Source organism: Bacillus sp. TE9106W (assembly GCF_054062215.1).
Genome location: NZ_JBSSFA010000018.1, coordinates 37,033 through 56,040 on the forward strand (window position 1 = coordinate 37,033; position 19,008 = coordinate 56,040).

Consider the following 19,008-nt stretch of genomic DNA (forward strand, 5'->3'; position numbering starts at 1 on the left):
TGTTTGTATGACTGTTATCGCTAGCGTAAAAACCTGCCTTGCTAGTGTCAGGGGCGCTCAAGCAAGCTTAAGCTCCCTTTCGCTAAATTCTACAGACGATGAAGCAAAACGCGTATTTCATGAATGTATGTTAGAAATGGACAGCATCATCGTTGATTTACAAAATAGAGTTTCCGTATTAGAACGTGAAGAACCTCAATATAAAGGGTTTTAAGTAGACTGGAGGAAATGACTATGTCTCACCTGCCGGAATGGACACTGGTCATTCTTCGCTCTGTATTCATATTAATCATTTTATTCACTATTACAAAATGCTTAGGAAAAAGGCAAATCTCCCAACTTTCCTTTTTTGAATACATAGCAGGAATGACAATCGGTGATATCGCCGCTCAAATAGCTACAGGGCTTGATCAAAAGTTTTTCCATGGTGTCTTTGCCATACTTATTTTCGCCTCAGTACCCTTCTTTGTCGGAATTCTCTCCCTAAAAAACAAAACTGCTAGAGATTTTTTTGAAGGGAAGTCTACAGTGTTAATAAAAGATGGCAAAGTACTTGAGGATAATTTAAAACAAGAAAAATATACAAGTGATGAGTTACTTGAACTTCTTAGAGGAAATGGTGCATTCAGTATAGCTGAAGTCGAATTTGCTGTCTTAGAACCGAGCGGAGAATTAAATGTATTATTAAAGAAAGATTTTCAGCCACTTACTGCAAAAGATCTCGGTTTAAAAGTGCCGAATGAAAAAGAACCACAAACTGTTATTATGGATGGGAATGTACTAGATGAACCACTTTCCGCAAGCGGTCATAACCGAGCTTGGCTACATTCTGAACTAGAAAAACTCGGTGTTGTCATTGAAAACGTCTTTCTCGGTCAAGTGGATTCATATGGACAACTTACTATCGACATTTATAATGACAAACTACAAATGCCTTCTCCTCAAAACAAACCTTTATTATTGGCATCTTTAAAAAAATGTCATGCTGATCTTGAACTATTTTCCTTAGAAACAAAGTCGAAATCAGCAAGCGAAATGTATAGTAAAAACGCGAAACAAATCGAAAAGATTTTAAATAAAGTGACCTATCTTTTAAAAGAATAGATATCGAAAGAACGCTTCAGTAAAAAGGCGTTCTTTTCTTTTTTCCTATCGCTTTTCTAACGTTTAAATTTATGTAATTCGGTTATGATGTTGAAGATACATAAGCAGGGAATTTCAAAAACATAGCGAATATTTCATGGTACAACTACATATTTTTTTGATTTAAAGTGGTTTCGTTTGACCTTTATTGACCATAATTGTATTATAAGACTAAGAAAGCTTTTGAAGGAGGAAATAACAGATGAATTTAATTCCTACAGTAATTGAACAAACAAATCGTGGAGAACGCGCTTACGATATTTACTCTCGACTATTAAAAGACCGCATCATTATGCTTGGTAGTGCAATTGATGACAACGTAGCTAACTCAATCGTTTCCCAGCTTTTATTCTTGGAATCTCAAGATCCTGAAAAAGATATTCATATCTACATCAACAGCCCTGGTGGTTCTATCACAGCAGGTATGGCAATTTACGATACAATGCAGTTTATTAAACCGCAAGTATCAACAATCTGTATCGGTATGGCTGCATCTATGGGTGCATTCTTACTTGCAGCAGGTGAAAAAGGAAAACGTTATGCACTTCCAAACAGTGAAGTAATGATTCACCAACCACTTGGTGGTGCACAAGGTCAAGCGACTGAAATCGAAATCGCTGCTAAACGTATCCTATTCTTACGTGAAAAACTAAACCAAATTCTTGCTGACCGCACAGGTCAACCACTTGAAGTACTACAACGCGACACTGACCGCGACAACTTCATGACAGCAGAAAAAGCTTTAGAATACGGTTTAATCGATAAGATCTTTACAAATCGTTAATTAATTTAAAGCGGAAGCGGCTCGTTTAGAATCGCAGGGCGATGGAGCCCCTGATTCCGAGGCGCTTTTTGCCTCGAATGAAGGGGCGAAGCGACCGGAGATTCTAGCCGCTGGAGCTGGATACATAAAAAAGCGCCCTCTCACAGGGCGCTTTTTTTATAATTAGATCTCTGCACACGTATACTCCACCCGGTATCGACCTAAATATATCAGCGATTTTTCAAATATATCGACCGTAACTCCAATTATATCGGCGATTATTTTCATATATCGACGTTTCGACACAACTTATCGACTTACCGACAATCCTCGACAAGCATGCACACCCCACATACCCTCCCCACCAATCCGCGCAAATAACAAAACAAAAAAGCTATCGCACATACGCGATAGCTTTCTTACTGTACATATGCAGCTAATGCTTCTAAAGCCTCTTCTGCATCTGAACCTTCTGTTGTAATTGTTATCATGCTACCAGTTCCAATTGCTAAGCTCATAATCCCCATTATGCTCTTTGCATTTACTGTCTTTCCATCTTTCTCGATGAAGATATCTGCATGAAAGCGATTGGCCTCTTGTACAAACAACGCAGCCGGACGTGCTTGTAAACCGTTTTTTAATGAAACCTGAACTCTTTTTTGAACCACAGCTCCATTTCCCCTTTAACCTCTTATTTTTTTGCTACTGTTTCCCCCGCGCGTAATTTCTCTGCAATATCATCGATTTTACGCAAACGATGATTAATACCCGATTTACTAATTTTCCCCCCGGATACCATCTCACCTAACTCTTTCAATGTTACATCTTGATAATCTCTTCGCAATTGCGCAATTTCGCGTAGTTTATCCGGCAATATATCAAGACCAACCGTCTCATCAATATAGCGGATATTTTCAATCTGCCTTAGCGCTGCACCGATTGTTTTATTTAAATTAGCTGTTTCGCAATTCACTAAACGATTTACAGAATTACGCATATCACGTACGATTCGAATGTCTTCAAATCTTAAAAGTGCATTATGAGCACCTATAATATTTAAAAACTCTGTAATCTTTTCTGCTTCTTTCAAATACGTAATGTACCCTTTTCTTCTTTCCAACGTCTTACTATTTAAATCAAATCCGTTCATCAGTTCACATATAGCATCATTATGTTCCTTATATAACGAAAAGATCTCTAAATGATAAGATGATGTTTCTGGGTTATTTACTGAACCACCTGCTAAAAATGCACCGCGTAAATACGATCGTTTACAACATTTCTTCTCAATCAATTCTTGTGATATATTTCGAATAAATGAAAAGTCATCTCGAACGATATGAAGATCAGCTAATATTTCGCGCGACTTCTCAACAAGCCTTACGATATATACATTATTTTTCTTCAATCGCATTTTTTTACGAACAAGTAATTCTACCGTCACGTCATATCCTTTTTTCAAAAGCGTATAAATCCTTCTTGCAATTGCCGCATTTTCCGTTTGAATATCGATTGATAGACGACGGTTTGAAAAAGAAAGCGATCCGTTCATGCGAAGTAACGCTGATAATTCTGCTTTCTCACAGCATTCCTTCATCTCTAGATTCGTCAACTCTTTCTTTGTTTCTGATGCAAATGACACAGCCAACACCTCCTTATACGATTATTGTGGAACAAAAATCTTGTCCTATATGAAGTGAGGAGCGTTACCTCAAACGAGATAACGCACATCTACAACAGTGAATATAAAATAGAAGCTAATTTTAATGTATCGTGCCTTACAACACGGTCATCATACTTCGCTAATTGATCTTGAATCACATTAATATTATTTTCAATAAAACGCTCTTCATCTACTACAACTGGTGCCGACATTTCTTCCTCGTATAACTGACGTAATTCACAAGGAATATCACGGTTATTTACAATTGCAGTATCGATAAATGGTTTACCTAAATGATCATGTAACGCCTGCACATGGTCAAACGCAGTATATCCCATTGTTTCACCAGCTTGCGTCATAACATTACACACATATACCTTCTTCGCTTTTGCAGCAAGAACAGCGTCCCCAATTTTGTTAACAACTAAATTCGGTAATATACTCGTATACAAACTTCCTGGACCGAAAACAAGTAAATCAGCTCGTTTAATCTCAGTCAACGTTTCATGTAACGGCTCTACATCTTCTGGAGTTAAAAAGACACGGTTAATCTTCTTTCCGAAATAAGGAATCTTTGATTCACCTGTTACAATTTCTCCATCTTCTAGTTCCGCATGCAGTACTGCACTTTGATTCGCTGCCGGTAATACACGTCCTCTAACATTTAAAACTTTACTTGTTTCTGTAATGGCATGGAAGAAGTCTCCTGTAATCGAGGTCATACCTGCCAATAATAAATTTCCTAACGCATGACCTTTCAGCCCATCTCCGGTTGTGAAACGATGCTGAAATAAAGCTTCCACCAGTGGCTCTACATCTGATAACGCAACAAGTACGTTACGAATGTCACCTGGGGGTGGAATTTCTAGCTCATCACGTAATCTACCTGAACTGCCACCATCATCAGCGATTGTAACAACTGCTGTAATATCGACCGGATATTGTTTTAACCCTCGTAATAAAACAGAAAGTCCCGTTCCGCCTCCCATGATAACAATTTTAGGTTTTCTCTCTTTTTTCATCCCTTAATGGCCCTTTCTCTTCTCCACATCACGATGAGATACATGAACGCTATACTCTGGTTTCAAATGTTTCCCAAGGTATTCTGTAAGCGTAACAGAACGATGCTGTCCACCTGTACATCCAATTGCAATTACAAGTTGACTCTTGCCTTCTCTTTTATAATGAGGCAGCATGAAAGTGATAAGATCCGTCAATTTCTCTAAAAACTTATGCGTCTCATTAAATTTCAGCACATACGATGAAACTTCTTCATCTAGTCCTGTTAATGGCTTCATATGTGGAATGTAATATGGATTTGGTAAAAAACGAACATCAAATACTAAATCTGCATCAATTGGAATGCCGTACTTAAATCCAAATGACATAACATTTACACGAAATGCTTGCTCCGTTTCAGTTGAAAATAGGTGAACAATTTTTTCACGTAATTCTTTCGGTTTTAAATCCGATGTATCAAGCACAATGTTAGCGCGTGCCTTCATATCAGTTAATAAGCTGCGCTCTATCTCGATTCCCTTTAACGGCAAACCAGTTGGTGCAAGTGGATGCGAACGTCTCGTTTCTTTATAGCGAGTTACAAGCGTGCTATCTTTCGCATCTAAGAATAAAATATGAGGAATAATCCATGTGCGTTCTGATAAATCATCAAGCGCTCCCCATAAATGTTCGAAAAACTCTCGGCCACGTAAATCAACGCCAAGTGCTACTTTATTCATTTTTCCTTTTGAATCCGCCATAAGCTCAATAAACTTCGGCAATAACATCGGTGGCAAATTATCTACACAGAAATATCCTAAATCTTCAAAACTTTGTAAAGCTACTGTCTTTCCAGCTCCAGACATTCCTGTAATAATTACCATTTTTATATCATTATTCTCTGTCATCGTATCCTCTCCTTGACGGTTTAACTCGGATCTAATCGATATGAAAGCAACTCAAAATCTGGGGTATATACAAATGTACCGTAGATTATTCCATTTCCTTTAATTAAATAATCAATAATGTGATAATCTCCTGGTGCCATTGCTAAATCATCAATTTTATCAAATGTATGCCAACCAATGATGCCTTCTTCGCTCTCTAGTTTGTTTTCTCCTGCAAAATCTGTCGCTAAAAAGGAGAACATCATCCATTCAGAAACAACTTTATCACCTTCTTGGATAACAAAGGTGAAGACCCCCTTTAACGCTGGGTTCTTTAAATAAATACCTGTTTCCTCACGATACTCGCGAACAACGGAATCTCTTACCGTCTCACCACGCTCCATTTTCCCGCCTGGTGCAACCCACCAATTCCGACGAGGCTTTTGGAGTAAGAGTACTTCATTATCTCTAATTAACACACAGTTTGTCACTCTTTGCATGTTTCTTCACCTCAGCTACTTGCAGCAAATTTCTCACTGCATACTCATTTCATTATACTATCAAAAACAGTTTGCTACAACGAAGGAGCCAGTCCTCTTCCGCTAAGCATATGCTACTCAACAATTTTAAAAAAGCTTTCTATAACAAGCAATGTAAATGCCTGGCCCTTCAATGTATAGCATGAAAAATCCCCTTAACGATTTTTATCGCCAAGGGGATTAAAGCCGTTATTTCTTACCGAAATAAGTAACAATCGCAAATCCTAAAATAAAGGTAATAATTGAACTTATAATTGAAAATCCTCCAGTTGGAATACCAGGGAACACAATTACAATCGAACCGATAACTAGTCCAATAATTGCCGCAAATGTCATACTTTTATAACGATCTAATAAGAAACTAATTCCTTTACTACTTACAACAAACCCTACCATAACACCAGCACCAATAACTGCAATTAAAGGCAAGTTGAGTGTAGTTAAAGCATTAATTGCTGTTGGATACACACCAATAATTAATAAAATAAATGATCCGCTAATTCCAGGAAGTAACATAGCCATACTAGCCATCCATCCTGCGAAAAATAAGCCAATTGCATTTAAAATTGTTAACGTCGTAATTGGATCTGCTGTCTTATCTGGTTTAAAGAAAGCTGTGATCGCAACAAGAATTGCTGCAACTATTAATAAAACAATGTGCTTACCTTTAAACGATGACTTTGCATCAGCTTCCCTCATTAACATCGGTAATATACTAATAATTAAACCGAGGAAGAAAAATTGAGTCGGTTCATAATGATTTGCAAGTAAATATTTAATAACGTGACTTAACGTTAAAAACGCTGCTGCCACACCAGCTGCAAGTGGAATTAAAAATCCTAAATGTTTTTTCCATTCACGACTAAAGAATCCACTAATTGCCGCAAGCAATTGTTCATAAATCCCTAACACAACAGCGATTGTACCGCCGCTCACACCAGGAATTAAATCACTAACGCCCATACAAAATCCACGATATATATTACGCCATTCCATACTGAATAAATTCCTCATTTCTTATAGTGATTTTTTCCGTAAAGTTCAGTATATCAATAAGAGAGCTTATAATCCCAATATTTTTTGACAAAACTTTGACATTTTCATAAAAAAGAAGAAAGCTCCTATCGGTAGCTTTCTTCTCAAAAGGTATGTTATTCCTTATTTTTCTGATACAGTTTTTAGTTCTTCTAATAATTCTTCTACGTAATGTTGTGCACTTTGGGCTGCAATACTACCATCACCTGTTGCAGTTACAATTTGACGAAGCATTTTTTCGCGAACATCACCAGCTGCGAAAATACCAGGAACTTTCGTTTCCATACGTTCGTTCGTTTCAAGGTAACCATTTTCATTTGTAATACCTAGTTCAACAAATGGTTTTGAAAGTGGTAACATACCGATGTATACGAATACGCCGTCAGTTTTGACTTCTTTCTCTTCTCCACTATTTACGTCTACAAGTGTTACACTTCCTACTTTACCATTTGCCTCGTTAATTTCTTTTATCGTGTGGTTCCAAATGAAGTCTACTTTTTCATTTTGGAAAGCACGGTCTTGTAAAATTTTCTGTGCACGAAGCGTGTCACGACGGTGAACGATTGTTACCTTTGATGCGAAGCGTGTTAAGAACACACCCTCTTCAACAGCAGAATCTCCGCCACCAATAACTACAAGCTCTTTACCTTTAAAGAATGCGCCATCACATACCGCGCAATATGATACACCACGGCCGCCAAGTTCTGTTTCACCTGGTACACCAATTTTTTTATACTCTGCACCACTTGCAACGATAATTGCACGTGCTTTATATTCTTTTTTACCAGCAATAATTGTTTTGTATTCTTTACCATCGATGACTTCTTTCACATCACCGTATGCATATTCAGCACCAAATTTCTTCGCATGCTCGAACATTTTATTTGATAAGTCTGGTCCTAAAATAGACTCATAACCTGGGTAGTTTTCTACATCTTCTGTATTTGCCATTTGTCCGCCTGGAATACCACGCTCAAGCATTAATGTGCTTAAATTTGCACGAGATGTATATACTGCAGCTGTCATACCAGCTGGTCCTGCACCAATAATAATGACATCATAAATTTTTTCTTCTGACACACTATTCACTCCTATTCATTCCTACACAATTAAGTTACCTTCATTATACTGTTCGCATCATTTTTTTCCCAATGATTTGCTTACTTATGTGTGCGTACGCTTAACAGCTTGCACATACTTTCGAACAGTCGCTACAGATACATTATATACATCTCCGAGCTCTGACTGTGTCATCTTATTTCCTTGTTCGCTGCGTACGATATATTCCACTGCAGCTGACCAGCCGTATACATTTGTGAAAACTGCCCCAGATGTATATAAACGTATGAATGTACAAAACCAAAATTGTAAACATTCTTCGATTAATTCATCATCTTTTTTCGTATAATTGTATAAAGCATCCGCGATTCGCGCGCACTGTTCAAATTGCTGTAAATCAGCTGGGATGCTCTTATGGCTATTCAGTAAAAAGAAATACTTTGCAAGTTGCGATACGATTGGAACACCATTCTTTGCCTGCGTTACATCAAAGAAGAATCCCACCTTCTCCGGCGTTGATAATTCATTCATTAAATATAAAGCTAGCATTTGTTCCTCTAGCGTCGCACTTTGCTGAAATGATTTTCGTAATTCTTCAAATAACACGTTTTGTCCTTCATCCGCTAAATTCATTGCATTCCACGGTTCTTTCCCCTTTTTATCAGGGTGCAATTCTATAACATGTTGCCACATTTTTTCAGCTACTTGCTGATCTTTCACCATGTAAGCAGAATATGCAAACCAATAATAAAAACTAACGTCTCCTTCGTATCCTTGACGTTTTAATACTTTAAACCATTTGTACGCATGCTCAAAATGACCAATTGTTGCAAGTGTCGTTCCAAGTTTCAAACGATGTTCAAATGAAATTGGATATACTGCAACTAACTGAGTAGCTAATACTTCTACTTGTTTATGCTCTCCAATTGAATATAGAAAAATAAGCGTATTACAAAGCGCATGTATATTACCAGGATTTTTATCTAAAATCATTTCCGTTAATTTCAGCGCCTTATCTACATTACCAGATTGAAAATGCGCAATGGCTAAATTATTATGCCCCGACCAAAATTCCGGATAATCTTTCGTAACAATTTCTAATGTAGCAATTGCTTCTTCCAATTGTCCGTTACGAATATAACGATTGGCTTCTTCCTGCATAACAATTAAATCATCTTCATCCTCAATCTCTTCCGCACCCATCGCTTCTTCTTCCATAATTTCAAGTAATTCTAATGTATCTTCAACAAATTCCTTCTCTTCTGCAACTTCTAAATAGCGATCCGCATACTTCTTCGCCTGCTGGAATAGTCCCATATATGCATAATTATTTGCAATAAAATAATAACACTGTTCAAGTTCTGGATTAGATCTAACAAGCTTAAAGAAGGTTTGATTCGACTCTTGGTATTCACCAGCCTCAGATAATACTGTTGCTAATTGACATAAAATAAACGGCTCCTTCTCACTTTGTGCCGCTCTTCGAAAATATTTAATTGCATCTTGCAATTTTTGCCCTTTGTAAGCCCTCATCCCTTTTTTATAAAAGAAGTCCGCTAATTGATTAAAAGAGATAACTTGTCCGTTCTCCTTATATATTCTTTGATTTTTCCCCATATATCCTCCAGTTTTTTGTTTTCTTCGTTCACACATTCTTCTATCTATAAGTATAAACGATTCCGTAAAAAACAAAACAGTATATTATACTCAATTATTTCCTTTTTATTCATTAAAAAAGAAGAGAAATGTTACATTTTTAGTATGAACCTTCTCTAGCCTCCATTTGCTCTTTCGTATAAATAACACGCATTGGATTCCCACCCACGAAAGCACCGCCCGGCACATCTTTATGAACAAGTGTGCCAGCTGAAACAATCGCGCCATCCCCAATTTTCACACCTGGTAATATAGTCGTATTTGCTCCGATCATCACTTCGTTTCCAATGACGATCTCTCCAAGTCGATATTCGCGAATTAAATATTCGTGTGCTAAAAGCGTTGTATTATAACCAATAATCGAATTGTCTCCCACAGTTATCTTTTCCGGGAACATAATATCCGGCATTACCATAAGCGCAAACGATGTTTTCTTTCCTACTTTCATCCGCAAAAATGTGCGGTACAACCAATTTTTTACGGATAAAAAAGGTGTATAACGTGCAATTTGGATAATAATAAAATTCTTCATTACCTTCCAAAAAGACACTGTTTTATACACATTCCATAGTGAATTTTCTCCTGAAACAGGATAGCGCGTTGTCCGTCGCACTTAAATCGCTCCTCTACTTATCTTTACGAACGATTCATGTCGGACAAAATCGGCAATAAATCACTCATTTTATCTAGCATAAAGTCTGGCTTGTAAGCTTCTAAATACGCTCTACCTTTCAATGTCCATGAAACCGCCGCTGTTTTCGTACCCGCATTTTGTCCGCCAACAATATCATGATGATTATCCCCAACCATCAATGCTTCTTCCGGTTTCGCATCTAATAACTGGAGCGCTTTTTGAAGCGGCTCTGGATGTGGTTTCACATGCTCTACATCATCAATTGTCACGACAACATCAAAGAACTCATCAAGCTTCGATAACTTTAATCCCATCTCAACAGTTTGTCGTGCTTTCGTTGTAACAATACCAACCTTATAGCCTTGCTTTTTTAACTCTTGAACTGTTTCATATACAGTTTCATATTCTTCTACTAATTCATCATGATGATCATGGTTAAATTGACGATAACTCGTAATTAACTCTTCAACCCTACTTTCATCAATCTTACTGAAAGTATCATGTAAAGATGGACCGATAAATGGCAATACATCTTCACGCTTATATTGATTTGGATAATATGTATGTAAAGTATGTAAAAAAGAAGAAATAATAAGTTCGTTTGTATTAATTAACGTTCCATCTAAATCAAATAACACTGTATTTATTTTCATTGCCTTAGTCCTTTCTCTTTCCTGAATATGAAAGAAGCAGCATCTTATAATAAGATGCTACTTGTCTCTAATTTTCTGAATATCTTTTATCAGCTTGCCCCATTTTTCGTCTCACAATAATGAAAATAATAGAAATAACAACAAGTCCAATTGACATTACTTGTGCAATACGAAGCGGTCCTAGCATTAAACTATCTGTACGTAACCCTTCTACGAAGAAGCGTCCTATTGAATACCAAATTAAATATGTGAAGAATAATTCTCCGCGGCGTAAATTCACTTTTCGTAATGCGAGTAATAAAATGACACCTGCAAAATTCCATAGTGATTCATATAAAAACGTCGGATGGTAGTATACACCATCAATATACATTTGATTAATAATAAAATCCGGTAAATGAAGACCTTCTAAAAACTGTCTCGTTACTTCATCACCATGTGCCTCTTGGTTCATAAAGTTTCCCCATCGGCCAATTGCTTGTCCTAGTAAAATACTTGGTGCAGCAATATCCGCCAACTTCCAGAATGAAACCCCGCGACGTTTGGCAAAAAGAATTCCTGTAATAACAGCCCCGATTAAACCACCATGAATCGCCAAGCCACCTTGACGAATATTAATAATTTGACTCGGGTTTTGTGCGTAATATTCCCATTCAAAAATAACATAGTACATTCTCGCAAATAGAATAGCGATCGGTACTGCAATTAATACAAGGTCAACAAATGTATCTTTTGGAATACCTAGCCTTTCTCCCTCACGAGTTGCTAGCCAAAGACCTAATAGCACACCTGTACCGATAATAATCCCGTACCAATAAACAGGAAACGGTCCAAGTTGGACAGCTACGCGGTCAAGCTGCGGTACAGAACCTAACAGCATATGTATGACCTCCCTCTCCAATGTTTACTCCTGATTCCCTAACTCAATCGCACTCATTAATCGTTCTGAGAACTGCTGTGCTGCATTCACTCCCATACGTTTTAGACGGAAGTTCATTGCTGCCACTTCAATAATAACAGCTAAGTTTCGACCAGGGCGAACTGGAAGTGTAATCTTCGTAAGTTCTGTATCAATAATCTTCATCTTCTCTTCATCAAGACCTAAGCGATCATAATTTTTCTTTTGATCCCAAATTTCAAGATTAATAACAAGTGTAATACGCTTATAATTTCGCACTGCCCCTGCACCGAATAACGTCATAACGTTAATAATGCCTAAGCCACGAATTTCTAATAAATGCTCAATTAAATCTGGAGAGCTTCCGACCAACATGTCTTCATCTTCTTGGCGAATTTCTACACTATCATCCGCAACAAGGCGATGACCACGTTTTACAAGTTCAAGAGCTGTCTCACTTTTACCAACACCACTTTGACCTGTAATTAAAACACCAACGCCGTAAATATCTACTAACACACCATGAACGGCAGTTGTTGGCGCTAACTTACCTTCTAAATAGTTTGTTAAACGACTTGATAATCTTGTTGTCGTTTGAGAAGAACGTAATAAAGGCATGCCGGATTCACGTGATGCTTGCAGTAACTCATCTGGTACATCTTGATTACGAGTTATAATAATACATGGCGTCTCCTCAGTACAAAGCGCTTTCATTCTCTCTTGTTTTTGATCTGACGTTAACGTGTCAAAGAATGTAAGCTCCGTCTTTCCAAGAAGCTGCACGCGATCAGCTGGATAATATGTAAAAAATCCTGCCATTTCAATTCCAGGTCGTGATAAATCACTTGTATCAATCGGACGATGAATTCCTTCTTCACCACTTATTAACTCCAATTGAAATTGTTCAATCAAATCTTTTGTCCTTACTTTTGGCATATGTATAAACCTCCACTCCGCTGCGGGTTCAGTCTCATTTGATGTAAAATTCCATTCTACCGGATATTGTACCATTTTTTTCTGGAAACAAGAAATACGGTTTCTAATAAATAGAAAAAAACATTTCATACACATCATGAAATGTTTTTCTTTTTGTCATTTTCTCTTTTTTTCATATAAAGGTTCCACAATTGCCTTTTCAATAATCATATTAAAAATTGAAATACAAATGGCCGCAACAATTGCTACACCGAAACCTGATATATTAAATGCATCTCCTAATAATGAATCTGCTATTTTTAACGTAATCGCATTAATAACAATTAAGAAGAACCCGAAAGTTACAACTGTAATTGGTAGCGTAATTAAAATTAAAAACGGTTTTACGAACACATTTAAAACAGCTAATATAATACTCGCAATAATTGCAGTTTGTATATTTGCTACGTAAAACGCGTCAGGTGCAATCCCTTTTAAAAGTCCCGATACAGCGATTAACACAACGCTATTTACAAGAAGTGATACAATCCATCTCATTTCTTTACACATCCTTTTAACATATATATTTCATCATACGCTAATAGATAATAAACGCAAGTATCATGCAAACACTTATATCAACTTATTCTACTCTTCATGCTTGTATACCTACTAACACTTCTTAGCGAAATACGGCCCATACCATCTATGCTCATGCGTTTTTACAAAAGTCCAAGTGAAATCTTTATCTACAATATAAACATCGCCTTTATACATATCATCTGTTTCACGCAATATATCATCCATACTTAATAAACTCGCATCTTTTATTAGTAGTACATCAGCACAGTGTTGATAGAAGATGTAGCAATCCTTTTTCACTTCATTATGAAACGCGTTCTCCGCTTCTTCTCCCTCTAAACACTTCTTTCTCTCATAACTAAATATGTGCCATAGATACCCACATGCATGCTTATCTCCATAAAGGAAAATATCTTCTTTTTCCTCATCACTTACATGATTTGCAAAATGGTCCTCCCAGCGCTTACGGAAATAAACACCCCACTTTTGAAACTCTCTTACCTTCATATTTTTCTTTCTTAAAACATCTACAAATTCCATTTTCTCCCCCTATGAACGAAAAACCGAGTGTTATTTCCACTCGGTTTTTCGTAATCCCCTTATTGTGATAACTCTACTTCTTTTATTTTCTCTTTCATTCTTGCTTTATCACGATTTAAAATCTCTTTTAAATACTTACCCGTATACGAACGCTCTTCTTTCACTACTTGCTCTGGCGTTCCGGAAGCAACGATTTGTCCACCTTTGTCTCCGCCTTCTGGTCCAAGGTCAACGATATAATCAGCTGTTTTAATTACATCTAAATTATGTTCAATGACAAGTACCGTCTCACCGCTCTCAACAAGACGTTGCAGCACTTCTAGAAGACGGGCGATATCATGCGCATGTAAACCAGTCGTTGGCTCGTCTAAAATGTATAGTGTACGACCTGTAGAACGACGGTGTAATTCAGAAGCTAATTTCACACGCTGTGCTTCACCACCAGATAAAGTCGTAGCTGGTTGCCCTAATTTCATATAACCAAGCCCAACGTCTACAAGTGTTTGAAGTTTACGCTTAATTTTTGGGATATTAGCGAAGAACTCTACTCCGTCTTCAATCGTCATCCCTAACACTTCAGAAATGTTCTTATCTTTATATTTCACTTCTAACGTTTCACGGTTGTAACGTTTACCGTGACAAACTTCACACGGCACGTATACGTCTGGTAAGAAGTGCATTTCGATTTTAATAATTCCATCACCACGGCACGCTTCACAACGTCCACCTTTTACGTTAAAGCTGAAACGCCCTTTTTGATATCCGCGCACTTTCGCTTCATTCGTTTGCGCAAACACATCACGAATATCATCGAACACACCTGTATACGTTGCTGGATTAGAACGTGGTGTACGACCGATTGGCGATTGATCAATATCGATAACTTTATCTAAATGCTCAAGACCTTTAATTTCTTTATGAGTACCCGGCTTCGCTTTCGCTTTATATAACTTTTGCGCTAACGATTTATATAGTACTTCATTAATCATCGTACTTTTACCTGATCCAGATACACCCGTTACCGCTACAAACGTACCAAGCGGGAATGACATCTTCGCGTTCTTTAAGTTATTCTCTTTTGCACCGACAATCTCCACTTTACGTCCATCACCTTTACGTCTTTCAAGTGGAACCGGAATAAACTCTTTGCCGCTTAAATACTTCCCTGTTAGCGAATTCTCATCTTGCATCACTTCAGCTGGTGTACCTGCTGATACAACTTGTCCACCGTGAATACCTGCGCCAGGCCCGATATCAAGTAAATAGTCAGCTGCCATCATCGTATCTTCATCATGCTCAACAACAATTAACGTATTACCTAAATCACGCATTTCTTGCAATGTACGAATAAGACGATCGTTATCGCGCTGATGCAAACCGATAGAAGGCTCATCAAGAATGTAAAGCACCCCAGTAAGACGCGAACCAATTTGCGTTGCTAAACGAATACGTTGCGCCTCACCACCAGATAAAGTTCCTGCGGCACGACTTAACGTTAAATAATCTAAACCAACGTTTACTAAGAACCCAACGCGCTCTTGAATTTCTCTTAAAATTAAATGAGCGATTTTTTGTTGTTTCTCTGTTAGCTCCACATTTGAGAAGAATTCCTGTACTTCTTGAACAGAATACTTCGTTACATCAGCAATCGTTTTTCCGCCAACGAAAACAGCTAAACTTTCAGGCTTTAAGCGTCCGCCTTTACACTTCGGACAAGCCTGCTCGGCCATATACTTTTCCATTTGCTCACGAATGTAATCCGAACTCGTTTCACGATAACGACGTTCAATATTTGGAATAACACCTTCAAATAAAATCTCATTTTCCTTTACTTGACCAAATTCATTTACATAGCGGAAATAAACTTTCTCTTCACCGCTTCCGTACAACACTTTATCAAATAAATCTTTCGGTATATCTTTTACAGGCACATCCATATCCACGCCATAATGATTACATACAGATTGTAAAAGCTGTGGGTAATATTGTGAACTTGTCGGTTCCCAAGGCGCAATCGCATGCTCATTTAATGATAAATCCCAGTTCGGAATAACAAGTTCTAAATCTACCTCTAACTTTGAACCAAGCCCATCACAAGAAGGACATGCCCCGAACGGACTATTGAATGAAAACATACGCGGTTCTAATTCTCCAATTGAAAAACCACAATGCGGACAAGCATGATGTTCACTAAATAGAAGCTCCTCTTCTCCCATAACATCGATTAACACTCGTCCCCCGCCAAGCTTTAATGCACTTTCAAGTGAATCAGCAAGACGGCTTGCGATTCCTTCTTTTACAACAATACGGTCAATTACAACTTCAATAGAATGCTTCTTATTTTTATCTAACGCAATATCTTCAGACACATCGAGCATTTCACCGTCAACGCGAACACGAACATATCCTTGTTTCTTAATATCTTCAAGTACTTTCACATGTGCACCTTTACGCCCAGAAACGATAGGAGCTAACACTTGTAATTTCGTACGTTCAGGATATTCAAGTACACGGTCTACCATTTGCTCTACTGTTTGTGATGTAATTTCAATGCCATGATTCGGACAAATTGGCGTACCAATTCGCGCAAATAATAAACGTAAGTAATCATAAATCTCCGTTACCGTTCCGACAGTTGAACGCGGATTACGACTCGTCGTTTTTTGATCGATTGAAATTGCTGGAGATAAGCCTTCAATCGTATCTACATCCGGCTTATCCATTTGCCCTAAAAACTGGCGTGCATACGCAGATAACGATTCTACGTATCTGCGCTGCCCTTCTGCATAAATCGTATCAAATGCTAATGAGGATTTCCCTGAACCTGACAATCCTGTTACAACGACAAGTTGATTTCTCGGAATGGTTACATCAATATTTTTTAAGTTATGTGCTCTAGCACCTTTTACAACGATAAAATCCTTGCTCTTACTCACTCTTTTCACCCTTCCGCTTTTAATTCTAATAGTAAATCTCTTAATTCAGCTGCACGCTCGAAGTCTAACGCTTTTGCTGCTTCTTTCATTTCTGCTTCCACCTTCGCAATTGTCTTTTCACGCTCTTTTTTCGTCATCTTCTTAGCTGGCGTTGCTTCATACGTTTCCGGCTCTTCAGCAGCTGTCGTTGCACGGATTACATCACGCACACCTTTTTGAATCGTTTTCGGCGTAATACCATGCTCTTCATTGTAAGCTTCTTGTATACTACGACGACGCTTCGTTTCTTCAATCGCAATTCCCATCGATCTCGTTATACGATCTGCGTACATAATAACGCGGCCGTTTTCATTACGTGCTGCACGGCCAATTGTTTGAATTAATGAACGTTCTGAACGTAAGAACCCTTCCTTATCCGCATCTAAAATCGCTACAAGAGATACTTCTGGAATATCTAATCCTTCTCGCAATAAGTTAATACCAACAAGAACATCAAACTTACCAAGGCGAAGATCCCGAATAATTTCAATACGTTCTAACGTTTTCACTTCAGAATGCAGATAATTCACCTTAATTCCTACATCTTTTAAGTAGTCTGTTAAATCCTCTGACATCTTCTTCGTTAAAGTTGTAATTAATACACGTTCATTTTTTGCAATGCGATCTTGAATCTCTCCTAATAAATCGTCAATCTGCCCTTCAATTGGTCGTATATCAATTGGCGGATCTAAAAGCCCTGTTGGACGAATAATTTGTTCTATTACTTCTGGCGACTGCTCTAATTCGTACGGTCCTGGTGTTGCTGAAACGTAAATAACTTGATTCGTTTTCTCTTCAAACTCATCAAATGTGAGCGGTCTATTATCTAAAGCTGATGGCAGACGGAATCCATGATCCACAAGCACTTGCTTACGCGCTTGGTCCCCGTTATACATCGCTCTTACTTGCGGCACTGATACGTGCGACTCATCCATAACGATTAAGAAATCTTTCGGGAAATAGTCTAATAACGTATACGGCGTTGCCCCCGCTGGACGGAGTGTTAAATGACGGGAATAGTTTTCAATCCCTGAACAAAAGCCCATCTCGCGCATCATTTCTAAATCATAGCGTGTACGCTGTTCTATACGCTGCGCTTCTAACAACTTACCGTTATCATTTAATTCCTTTAAACGCTCTTCTAATTCTTTTTCGATATTTTCAATAGCGACCTTCATCTTTTCTTCACGTGTAACGAAGTGAGATGCTGGGAAGATTGCTACATGATCACGTTCTGCTAATATTTCCCCCGTTAAAGCATTTACTTCGCGAATACGGTCAATTTCATCGCCAAAAAACTCAATTCGAATACAATGCTCGTCAAGTGATGCCGGGAAGATTTCAACTACATCTCCGCGCACACGGAATGTACCACGCTTGAAATCAATATCATTACGTCCATACTGCACATCAACAAGTTCACGAAGCAATTGATTGCGGTCCTTTTCCATACCAACTCGAAGTGAAACAACTAACTCGCGGTATTCTTCTGGAGAACCTAAACCATATATACATGAAACACTCGCAACAATAATTACATCATCCCGTTCAAATAATGCAGACGTTGCTGAGTGACGTAATTTATCAATTTCATCATTAATCTGTGCGTCTTTTTCAATAAATGTATCTGTTTGTGGCACATACGCTTCTGGCTGATAATAATCGTAATAACTAACAAAATATTCAACTGCATTATTCGGGAAAAAGTCTTTCAACTCACTATATAACTGTCCTGCTAACGTTTTATTGTGAGCCATGACAAGCGTTGGCTTTTGCACTTCTTTAATGACATTTGAAATCGTAAATGTCTTACCCGTTCCTGTCGCCCCAAGCAACACTTGCTTTTTCTTTCCACTATTAATTCCCTCTACAAGCTTCTCTATAGCTACCGGCTGATCACCTTGCGGGGAATACGCTGAGACAATTTCAAATTGACGTTCCAAAAAAATCCGACCTCCTCATAAAAATCTGTATTATTATTTTACCACGAATGCCCATAAAAAACCTAAAAAAACGAACAGATATTCGGTAAAGTTTTCGACAATATATATAGAAAAAGGAAGGAGA

At 37.9% G+C, this 19,008-nt stretch carries 19 protein-coding genes; 3 read left to right on the plus strand and 16 right to left on the minus strand.

The features are described from left to right. Positions 1-7: 7 nt before the first annotated feature. The 3 genes from ACVWY7_RS24035 (at position 8) to clpP (ending at position 1,927) form a co-directional block, all read left to right on the plus strand. Positions 8-214 carry a DUF1657 domain-containing protein gene (locus ACVWY7_RS24035; RefSeq protein ID WP_000215915.1) on the plus strand — a complete coding sequence of 69 codons (207 nt, stop codon included), beginning with the start codon at positions 8-10 and terminating at the stop codon, positions 212-214. A 20-nt stretch (positions 215-234) separates the two neighbouring features. Then, positions 235-1,104 carry a DUF421 domain-containing protein gene (locus tag ACVWY7_RS24040; RefSeq protein WP_000018934.1) on the plus strand — a complete coding sequence of 290 codons (870 nt, stop codon included), beginning with the start codon at positions 235-237 and terminating at the stop codon, positions 1,102-1,104. 241 nt (positions 1,105-1,345) lie between these two features. Further along, complete coding sequence (gene clpP / locus ACVWY7_RS24045) at positions 1,346-1,927, plus strand: ATP-dependent Clp endopeptidase proteolytic subunit ClpP (RefSeq protein WP_001049162.1); 582 nt, start codon at positions 1,346-1,348, stop codon at positions 1,925-1,927. A gap of 398 nt (positions 1,928-2,325) precedes the next feature. On the opposite strand, the gene ACVWY7_RS24050 is transcribed toward clpP, so the two are convergent. The 16 genes from ACVWY7_RS24050 to uvrB all read right to left on the minus strand — a co-directional run bounded on the left by ACVWY7_RS24050 (position 2,326) and on the right by uvrB (position 18,884). Next, a complete protein-coding gene (locus tag ACVWY7_RS24050; RefSeq protein ID WP_000250307.1) occupies positions 2,326-2,574 on the minus strand; it encodes an HPr family phosphocarrier protein in 249 nt (82 codons plus the stop codon). Between the two features lie 23 nt (positions 2,575-2,597). Further along, a complete protein-coding gene (gene whiA, locus ACVWY7_RS24055; protein WP_000006561.1) occupies positions 2,598-3,548 on the minus strand; it encodes a DNA-binding protein WhiA in 951 nt (316 codons plus the stop codon). An 89-nt stretch (positions 3,549-3,637) separates the two neighbouring features. Beyond that, the gene (locus ACVWY7_RS24060) at positions 3,638-4,591 is read right to left on the minus strand and encodes a gluconeogenesis factor YvcK family protein (RefSeq protein WP_000712178.1); all 954 of its coding nucleotides are present in this window, start codon (positions 4,589-4,591) and stop codon (positions 3,638-3,640) included. A gap of 3 nt (positions 4,592-4,594) precedes the next feature. After that, complete coding sequence (gene rapZ / locus ACVWY7_RS24065) at positions 4,595-5,476, minus strand: RNase adapter RapZ (protein WP_000138464.1); 882 nt, start codon at positions 5,474-5,476, stop codon at positions 4,595-4,597. 20 nt (positions 5,477-5,496) lie between these two features. Next, on the minus strand, positions 5,497-5,955 hold the full coding sequence (locus tag ACVWY7_RS24070; protein WP_001190080.1) for an NUDIX hydrolase: 459 nt from the start codon (positions 5,953-5,955) through the stop codon (positions 5,497-5,499). A 228-nt stretch (positions 5,956-6,183) separates the two neighbouring features. Further along, positions 6,184-6,990 carry a DUF368 domain-containing protein gene (locus ACVWY7_RS24075; RefSeq protein WP_000455203.1) on the minus strand — a complete coding sequence of 269 codons (807 nt, stop codon included), beginning with the start codon at positions 6,988-6,990 and terminating at the stop codon, positions 6,184-6,186. Positions 6,991-7,152: 162 nt separating this feature from the next. Further along, positions 7,153-8,109 (minus strand): thioredoxin-disulfide reductase, encoded by a 957-nt coding sequence (gene trxB, locus ACVWY7_RS24080; protein ID WP_001288072.1) that lies wholly within the window; start codon positions 8,107-8,109, stop codon positions 7,153-7,155. 84 nt (positions 8,110-8,193) lie between these two features. Continuing rightward, a complete protein-coding gene (locus ACVWY7_RS24085) occupies positions 8,194-9,705 on the minus strand; it encodes a tetratricopeptide repeat protein (RefSeq protein ID WP_000517730.1) in 1,512 nt (503 codons plus the stop codon). A 139-nt stretch (positions 9,706-9,844) separates the two neighbouring features. Beyond that, positions 9,845-10,357, minus strand: coding sequence for an acyltransferase (locus tag ACVWY7_RS24090; RefSeq protein ID WP_001255062.1), 513 nt, complete (start codon positions 10,355-10,357; stop codon positions 9,845-9,847). A gap of 23 nt (positions 10,358-10,380) precedes the next feature. After that, positions 10,381-11,031 (minus strand): pyrophosphatase PpaX, encoded by a 651-nt coding sequence (gene ppaX / locus ACVWY7_RS24095; RefSeq protein WP_000700961.1) that lies wholly within the window; start codon positions 11,029-11,031, stop codon positions 10,381-10,383. Positions 11,032-11,098: 67 nt separating this feature from the next. Then, complete coding sequence (gene lgt, locus ACVWY7_RS24100) at positions 11,099-11,911, minus strand: prolipoprotein diacylglyceryl transferase (RefSeq protein WP_000924238.1); 813 nt, start codon at positions 11,909-11,911, stop codon at positions 11,099-11,101. Between the two features lie 24 nt (positions 11,912-11,935). Beyond that, positions 11,936-12,865 (minus strand): HPr(Ser) kinase/phosphatase, encoded by a 930-nt coding sequence (gene hprK / locus ACVWY7_RS24105; protein ID WP_001127243.1) that lies wholly within the window; start codon positions 12,863-12,865, stop codon positions 11,936-11,938. A gap of 156 nt (positions 12,866-13,021) precedes the next feature. Next, positions 13,022-13,402 (minus strand): phage holin family protein, encoded by a 381-nt coding sequence (locus tag ACVWY7_RS24110; protein WP_001267308.1) that lies wholly within the window; start codon positions 13,400-13,402, stop codon positions 13,022-13,024. A gap of 114 nt (positions 13,403-13,516) precedes the next feature. Next, positions 13,517-13,966 carry a DUF4275 family protein gene (locus tag ACVWY7_RS24115; protein ID WP_456524006.1) on the minus strand — a complete coding sequence of 150 codons (450 nt, stop codon included), beginning with the start codon at positions 13,964-13,966 and terminating at the stop codon, positions 13,517-13,519. 59 nt (positions 13,967-14,025) lie between these two features. Continuing rightward, complete coding sequence (uvrA, locus tag ACVWY7_RS24120) at positions 14,026-16,902, minus strand: excinuclease ABC subunit UvrA (RefSeq protein WP_000045565.1); 2,877 nt, start codon at positions 16,900-16,902, stop codon at positions 14,026-14,028. Positions 16,903-16,907: 5 nt separating this feature from the next. Then, positions 16,908-18,884 (minus strand): excinuclease ABC subunit B, encoded by a 1,977-nt coding sequence (gene uvrB, locus ACVWY7_RS24125; protein WP_456524007.1) that lies wholly within the window; start codon positions 18,882-18,884, stop codon positions 16,908-16,910. Between the last annotated feature and the right edge of the window lie 124 nt (positions 18,885-19,008).